This is a genomic window from Mesorhizobium sp. M1A.F.Ca.IN.020.06.1.1, assembly GCF_004023265.1.
Classification (GTDB): domain Bacteria; phylum Pseudomonadota; class Alphaproteobacteria; order Rhizobiales; family Rhizobiaceae; genus Mesorhizobium.
Map to the genome: position 1 here is coordinate 1 of NZ_RZSR01000248.1, position 6,748 is coordinate 6,748.

Below are 6,748 nucleotides of genomic sequence, written 5' to 3' on the forward strand. Positions count from 1 at the left end.
AGATAGAACCCGGCGGTGGGCGCCAGCGATGTCGCCGTCACCGCCATTACGAAGCTGCAGAGAATTATCGGAAGAAGTGTCGTCAGCCAGCGCTTCCCGATGTAGCGATAGATTAGGAACATCAGGATTGGGGCGAAGATGTAGTACTGCTCCTCTACGGAAAGCGACCAGGTGTGCAACAGTGGTCGAAGCGCGGCATCGATCGAGAAGTAACTTGACGTTTTCCAGAAAAAAACGTTCGACCAGAAGGTCGAGGCAGCTATGATGCTAAGACCGAATTCGCGCAGATCCGATGGCAGAAGAATGAACAATGCGGCAATGCAGGTGAGAAGCATCACAAAGACGAGAGCCGGCAGAATGCGCCGGGCACGGCGCCAGTAGAAGTTGACGATCGAAAATTGGCCGCGTTCAAGGTCATCCAAGAGGCTTCCGCTGATAAGGTAGCCGGAGATGACGAAGAAGATATCAACCCCGCTAAAGCCACCCGGGATCGCCGAAATTCCGAAATGAAAGAGTACGACCGGAAGTACAGCAACAGCCCTAAGGCCCGCGATATCGCGCCTATATTGCATCCAGCGGTTCCTTTGATTTTAGATCAGGACGAGATTGGAAGCTTTCAATCTCCGGTAGGAGTGCTGCCAAGATAAGGGCCGGTATCAGCCACCTTTATCCGTCCCGAACGTTCTGTAAGTGGCAACTGGTACAGAAGCACGATCGCCATCGCCGGACTTGACGGCCTGATTGTCGAGCAGATCGCGCGGATCGTTGACCATCACGGCCAGGTTAAATCCTGTCGAACAACCAAGCGGCTGTTTGAAGGATTCTTCATTGGGTAAGGCACCATATGAGGGACAGACCGGCGGACGGGCGTGATAGACAATCGCCTCAATTCGCACTGAGCCGGCGTCGTGTTGATCGAGCAATTGAATGTTGTCTGCTTCGATTGCCAACTGCCTGGCCTGATGGGCTACCCCTGCGCTGAGCTGGGGCGAACCGCTGATGAGGAGGTGGAGGGCATCGAATCGGCCGCGACTGGCCTTGTTTAGGAAATCACGCAAACGCTGCCGTTCGGAAGCGCGCAGGCTTTGCAACGTCAGGAGGGTGGTCTCCTCTCGGACAAGCATTGATGCCGATGGTTCGACATCAACTGGCGTAGTGCTTGTGCAGCCACTTACGCTTGGTGCCAGAGCGACAAAGAGGACTATAAAACGCAACATCATTGGACGACACTATTCGATGATGAAGCCGAGACCGCCCTGGGCGCTTGGCGCGCCCGCACGGATAGCAGCGCGGTCTCGCGGGGGACTTGCCACGGAATTCGTCGGAGCGCCCCCTCCGTTCAAAGCCGGTGCCGCCCGCTCCGTAGGTGCGCTCATCTGGTTTGGGTTGGAGCCTGGTCTTACAATGTAAGGCGTAACTAGAATGACCAGTTCTGACTCCTCTTTTTGAAACGAGGACGAGCGAAAAAGCGGTCCCAGGATCGGCATTTCTCCGAGCCAGGGAAAGGCCCTGACATCATTGTTGACGTTCCGCCTGATTAGACCGCCGATTGCGAAGCTCTGCCCACTGGCGAGTTCGACGACCGTATCGGCTCGGCGCGTGGAAACTGCCGGCACGGAAATTCCGTTGATTTGCACGGCACCTTGCGTCGACAGTTCACTGACTTCGGGCGTTACGTGAATGTTGATTTGATTGTTGCTGAGAACTGTCGGCACAAATTCCAGACTGACGCCGAAGTGACGGAATTCAACCGATACCTGCCTGTTTTCCTGCAGGACAGGAATGGGAAATTCGCCGCCAGCTAGAAAGCTGGCTTTTTCACCCGACATAGCGGTGAGGTTCGGCTCAGCCAGGACGGAAGCTATATGCTCCTTGGCGAGCGCGTCGAGAACCGCGCTGACGTTGACGACACCGTTGTCGAATCCGATTTCTGCTGTACCGCCACCCTGGGTTGAACCAGATCCAGCGCTTGCACCGCTTCCGCTTAGAACGCCCACTTTGAAATTGCCGATTTGACCGAAGGCGGACAGGTTGACGCCAAGTGACTTCATGGCGCTGCGTGAGACTTCGGCTACGCGCACGCTGAGGTTAACTTGCAGGGATCCAGCGACCTTGATGTTGTTGACGACTTGCGCTCCGTCGCCCAGATATTGCTCAGTGACTCTTTTTGCGGTGTCGGCGACCTCTGCGTCGGGCGCCGTCCCGCTAAGGATTGCGCCGCGCGGCGTATAGTTGACGCGGATGGGATAGTCGCCGACCTGCTCCCGCAACATGGCGCGTAAATCCCCGATCGGTTGCGTGACAACGATACGCAATTCGGCGAGAGGCTCGCCGTTGCCGTCCAAGGCGAATAGGCTGGTCCGCCCCGATTTCTTGCCAAAGACGAAGATTGTTTTGCTCGATGGTGCCTGAAAATCCGCGATCGTCGGGTCAGCAACAAAGATGGTCGTGGCTGGCGCGGGCAGATGAACGGTCTCCCCGAGCGAAGAGGAAAGGGTCAGCGTGGCATTGATGCTATTCGAAGCCGCACGCGGCGCGCCTTTGTCCTGCTTGTTTTGCGCCGCGACACCAAGTGGGAAAGTCACAATAAGCGCGCAGAGGAGATGGCCCAGGTAACGGGGCACTGCAGGTCTCGGAACCTTGATGGCGATCGCCCGCCAATTGAGCGCAGGGCAAGGATGTTGAAGGATCAGCAAAATAGATCTTCTTTCGATTCGACAAACTATGCGGATGACGCGTCAGTCAATTCTAGAATGTAGCCAATGCCACGGATGGTCTTGATCCGTGGCGTTGCACCTGATCTGGTCAGATGTCCACGTAAACGATAGATTCCGACTTCAAGCGCGTTGGCAGACACGTCGTCGTTGAACGAATAGAGGTGATCTTCCAACTGCGCACGGGGCACGATGCGGCCTGCCCGGTTAAGCAGATGCTCTAGAATACAGAGTTCGCGACGTGCGATCATCATTGGGTGCCCAGCAACGAAAACCTGCCGGGCGACCGGATCGAAGTTGAGATTGCCAAATACGAGCCTCAGGTCGGTCATCTGTGACGCCCGGCGCAGAATGGCTCTCATTCTGGCGATAAGCTCATCGGTAGAGACGGGTTTGAGCAGAAAGTCGTCCGCACCACCGTTGAAGATCGCAATTCGCTTATCGAGATCGTTAAGGCTGCTCATAATGACGGCAGGAACTGAATGCCCGTGGGTCCTCAACTGCCTCAGCCAACCCAAGCCATCGCCATCTGGCAGAGCCAATTCCAGCAGGAGAATTTCATAGCTGGCGCAAGAAAATGCACTCGAGGCCAGTTCCAGAGTACCAACGACATCAACGACGAAGCCGCCATCCCCGAGCGCAAGTCGCATGGCGCGCGCAAGATCCGCATGATGATCCACGAGCAGCGTTCGCATTTCATCTCCTATCGAAGAGAGACGCGTCACCGGCGGCCATCTGATCGGAGCACACGGCGCACAACTCGTCGCATCTCTCGGAACAGGTCCGAGTTGGAGGGACATGCAAGTCGCTCGGTGGCAATAGGCGCGGGTGAGGACCAACTGACGGGCTCAAATACGCCGGTCGGCGAACCCACGACGCCAGCAACCCGCGTGCGATTTCTCGTTGCATCATCTCTCCTACGTGCAGCCCCTGCGCTCGCAAGGCAGCGTCGCGGCCCAGAGCCCGATTCCCACAGAGGGTAGGGTTAGCTTTCGAGAAACTGATTGAACAAATCGATTATTTGGATCGAATGCATCCACGGTATGGATGCAGCGCCGCATCTTCAACGACTGCGGCTTCCTGATGGATTGTTGTGTCTGTCGTGCTCTGCTATTTCGCTGTCCTTCAAGGCTGGCGAGTCTGGTGGAACCTGCGCGTCATTGGCTGTGGTAGCTTGATGCTCAAAAATGGAGCGCCCCGCGGAAAGCCGCTCTCAGATTTCCAAAAAGCCTTGCTGGTCCAAAAGAGCACTTCGCATCTCGACACCAAAATGGGCGAGGAAAACTGACGTCTGACAGGGATGTGTATGCAACAGCCGATTTGCGGCACCAGGAAACGACCGCGTTCAGGCTGGAGATCGACGACCAACGGCTCCTCGATTTCCGCATTCAGGCCACGACGATCGACCGCTTTCCAAGCTCTTCCTGTGCGGGCGGATGCCGGCAAACAGCAGCACAGGGTCAGGGAAACCGCGAGCGGGCCTGCTTGATCGCCATGATCACATTGCCGCTGTTGCGCGTGCGGACCGGAATGCATTCGGTCCAGCCGGTGGCAATTTCGGTCAGCACCATCGTCTGCACGAAGCTCCCCGACCAAGACGTGCCCGAATGCGCTCAACAAAGCCGGGCGGCGGATCTTTCCAATCGCCGAGGTGCGGGCTTGCACCGAGCGGCGAACTGCCGAACTCATTCCTGCCCGGCGGCGCTGGCCGCCGCGAGCGACGATGCGGACCTCAGCCGCTCCGAAGCCTCCCACAACACGATGAGCGCCTCGCGGACATCGCTGCCGTAACAGCGGCTGCGGCTCTTGCTCGCAGACGGCCTCTGCTCACGACGGTTCATAAGACGGATCGCGCGCGCTTGCGATAATAGCCGATTACCGCCCCGAACTCATTCAGAATGCGCCGCTTGTCAACGCCGCGATAACGCTCCACGATCGCCGCTTCAGTTCCGACCGTGTCGCCATGCTGAGCCGCGCCATACTTCCCCCGAACCGGAATGGCACGACCTGTCCAATGCGGCTCGTTGCCTTCGTTAATTCGCTGACCGGAAAGGTACCGGAAGTCGTCTAACGCATCTTACCCGCTGAAACGGCGGCAACACCTCGACCTCAATCGCAGATCTTAGGAAATAGACGATCGCGTGGGGGCCTGTGAGCATCCGTTCACCGGATTTCCGTCATCGGCTGAGGCGAATTGCCACCATCGACCGTTATCGGATGGGCCGCGATACGTCGCCGTATCATGATTAGGGGGCGCACCTAGCGGAGCCATAGCTCTCCACCCAGCCATGTTCCCCTCGTTGGAAGATGTCCGGCGGACCAGAGGGGTGCTGTCCCGTCAGCTTTTCCTGAAGAGCGGCCAAGGCAATCCCTACCAATCCATCACCACCTTCCCCGAATTGCCGCTCTTCATCGCCTCGAAACCGTCGAGGTAGTCATCGACCCCGATGCGGTGTGTGATCAGGCCCGACACGTCGAGAGGACCCTGCACCAGCGCGATCATCTTGTACCAGGTCTCGAACATCTCGCGGCCGTAGATGCCCTTGAGATGCAGCATCTTGAAGATGACCTTGTTCCAGTCGATCTCGAAGCCGGTCGGCGCAATGCCCAGAATGGCGATCTTGCCGCCATTGTTCATGGTATCGATCATGTCGCGGAAGGCGGGGGCTGCGCCCGACATTTCGAGGCCGACGTCAAACCCCTCGGTCATGCCGAGCGCCGGCATGACGTCGCGCAGCTTTTCCTTCGAGGCGTCGACGACATGCTGGACGCCGAGCTTTTTCGCCAGTGCCAGCCGCACCGGGTTGATGTCAGTGATGACCACTTTGCGCGCACCGACGCATTGGGCGACGAGCGCGCCCATGATGCCGATCGGCCCGGCGCCAGTCACCAGCACGTCCTCGCCGACCAGATCGAAGGACAATGCGGTGTGGACGGCATTGCCCAAGGGATCGAAGATCGCGGCAATCTCATCGGGCACATCGTCGGGGATCGGCACGACATTGTGCTGCGGGATCGCCAGATACTCGCCGAACGCGCCCGGACGGTTGACGCCGACGCCGAGTGTGTTGCGGCACAGATGCCCTCGCCCGGCGCGACAGTTGCGGCAATGGCCGCAGACGATGTGGCCTTCGCCCGATACACGCTGGCCGACCTTGTATTCGGTGACCGCTGCGCCGAAATCGGCAACGGTGCCGACGAATTCATGGCCCGTCACCATCGGCACCGGCACCGTCTTCTGCGCCCACTGGTCCCAATTGTAGATGTGCACGTCGGTGCCGCAGATCGCCGTCTTCTTGATCTTGATCAGCACGTCGTTGGGGCCGATTTCCGGCACCGGCACCTCTTCCATCCAGATGCCCGGTTCGGCCTTGGCCTTCACAAGCGCCTTCATCATGTTCGACATCAGGATTTCCCTATTCCGTGATTGCGCTTCTGGCGAGATAGCCTGCACAACGGGAAGGTAGGCCACTAACTCGTTTGAACGTCCGGAATGGTCAGCCCCGCCTGCTCGGCCTCGCGGCGCAAATTCTGACGGGGCCTGGGGCCGATCTGCTGGATCACCAATCCGGCTGCCAGTGAGCCAAGGTCGCCGCAGGTCTGCAAGTCACGGCCTTGCGTGTAGCCATGCAGGAAGCCGGCGGCATAGAGATCGCCGGCGCCCGTCGTGTCGATCAGCTCCTTGATGGCGGTCGCCTTGATCACCACGGTCTCGTCGCCGCGCACGATCACCGAGCCTTTTTCCGATCGGGTCACGGCGGCGATGCGGCAATCCTTGCGAATCTGCGCCAGCGCTTCGTCGAACGACGCCGTCTGGTAAAGCGATTTGATCTCGTGGCTGTTGGCAAAGACGATGTCGACGGTACCCGAACGCATCAGCTCGAGGAACTCGTCGCGGTAGCGGTCGACGCAGAACGAATCCGACAGGGTCATCGACACTTCGCGGCCTGCCGCGTGCGCCAGCATCGCCGTCTGGCGGATTGCTTCCTTGGCGCGCGGCGGATCCCACAGATAGCCTTCGAAATAGGTGACCT

The 6,748-nt window shown here is 58.6% G+C and carries 7 protein-coding genes; 1 reads left to right on the forward strand and 6 read right to left on the reverse strand.

The features are described 5' to 3' along the window. The 4 genes from EOA60_RS13380 to EOA60_RS13395 form a co-directional block, all read right to left on the reverse strand. On the reverse strand, positions 1-572 hold a 572-nt coding region (locus EOA60_RS13380), incomplete at its 3' end, for an acyltransferase (RefSeq protein WP_164899294.1). Positions 573-656: 84 nt separating this feature from the next. After that, on the reverse strand, positions 657-1,220 hold the full coding sequence (locus EOA60_RS13385; RefSeq protein WP_029354878.1) for a CpaD family pilus assembly lipoprotein: 564 nt from the start codon (positions 1,218-1,220) through the stop codon (positions 657-659). A gap of 9 nt (positions 1,221-1,229) precedes the next feature. After that, entirely contained in the window at positions 1,230-2,651 is a 1,422-nt protein-coding gene (locus EOA60_RS13390) for a type II and III secretion system protein family protein (protein WP_051695798.1), read from the reverse strand. 71 nt (positions 2,652-2,722) lie between these two features. Beyond that, positions 2,723-3,409: a response regulator transcription factor gene (locus EOA60_RS13395; protein WP_029354874.1), complete on the reverse strand. Its 687-nt coding sequence runs from the start codon at positions 3,407-3,409 to the stop codon at positions 2,723-2,725. A gap of 625 nt (positions 3,410-4,034) precedes the next feature. On the opposite strand from EOA60_RS13395, the gene EOA60_RS37580 reads away from it, so the two are divergent. Further along, positions 4,035-4,505 carry a hypothetical protein gene (locus EOA60_RS37580; RefSeq protein WP_164896025.1) on the forward strand — a complete coding sequence of 157 codons (471 nt, stop codon included), beginning with the start codon at positions 4,035-4,037 and terminating at the stop codon, positions 4,503-4,505. Positions 4,506-5,085: 580 nt separating this feature from the next. On the opposite strand, the gene tdh is transcribed toward EOA60_RS37580, so the two are convergent. Together tdh and EOA60_RS13410 are read right to left on the reverse strand one after the other, a co-directional pair. Further along, positions 5,086-6,120, reverse strand: a complete 1,035-nt coding sequence (gene tdh, locus EOA60_RS13405) for an L-threonine 3-dehydrogenase (RefSeq protein ID WP_091595827.1) — start codon at positions 6,118-6,120, stop codon at positions 5,086-5,088. Between the two features lie 65 nt (positions 6,121-6,185). After that, the coding region (locus EOA60_RS13410) for an adenosine kinase (protein ID WP_164899295.1) at positions 6,186-6,748 on the reverse strand (563 nt) is incomplete at its 5' end.

Excerpts from the sequence above, each read along its gene's own strand:
- EOA60_RS13385 (WP_029354878.1), bottom strand. The coding sequence starts at position 1,220 with ATGATGTTGCGTTTTATAGTCCTCTTTGTCGCTCTGGCACCAAGCGTA.
- EOA60_RS13395 (WP_029354874.1), bottom strand. The coding sequence starts at position 3,409 with ATGCGAACGCTGCTCGTGGATCATCATGCGGATCTTGCGCGCGCCATG.
- tdh (WP_091595827.1), bottom strand. The coding sequence starts at position 6,120 with ATGTCGAACATGATGAAGGCGCTTGTGAAGGCCAAGGCCGAACCGGGC.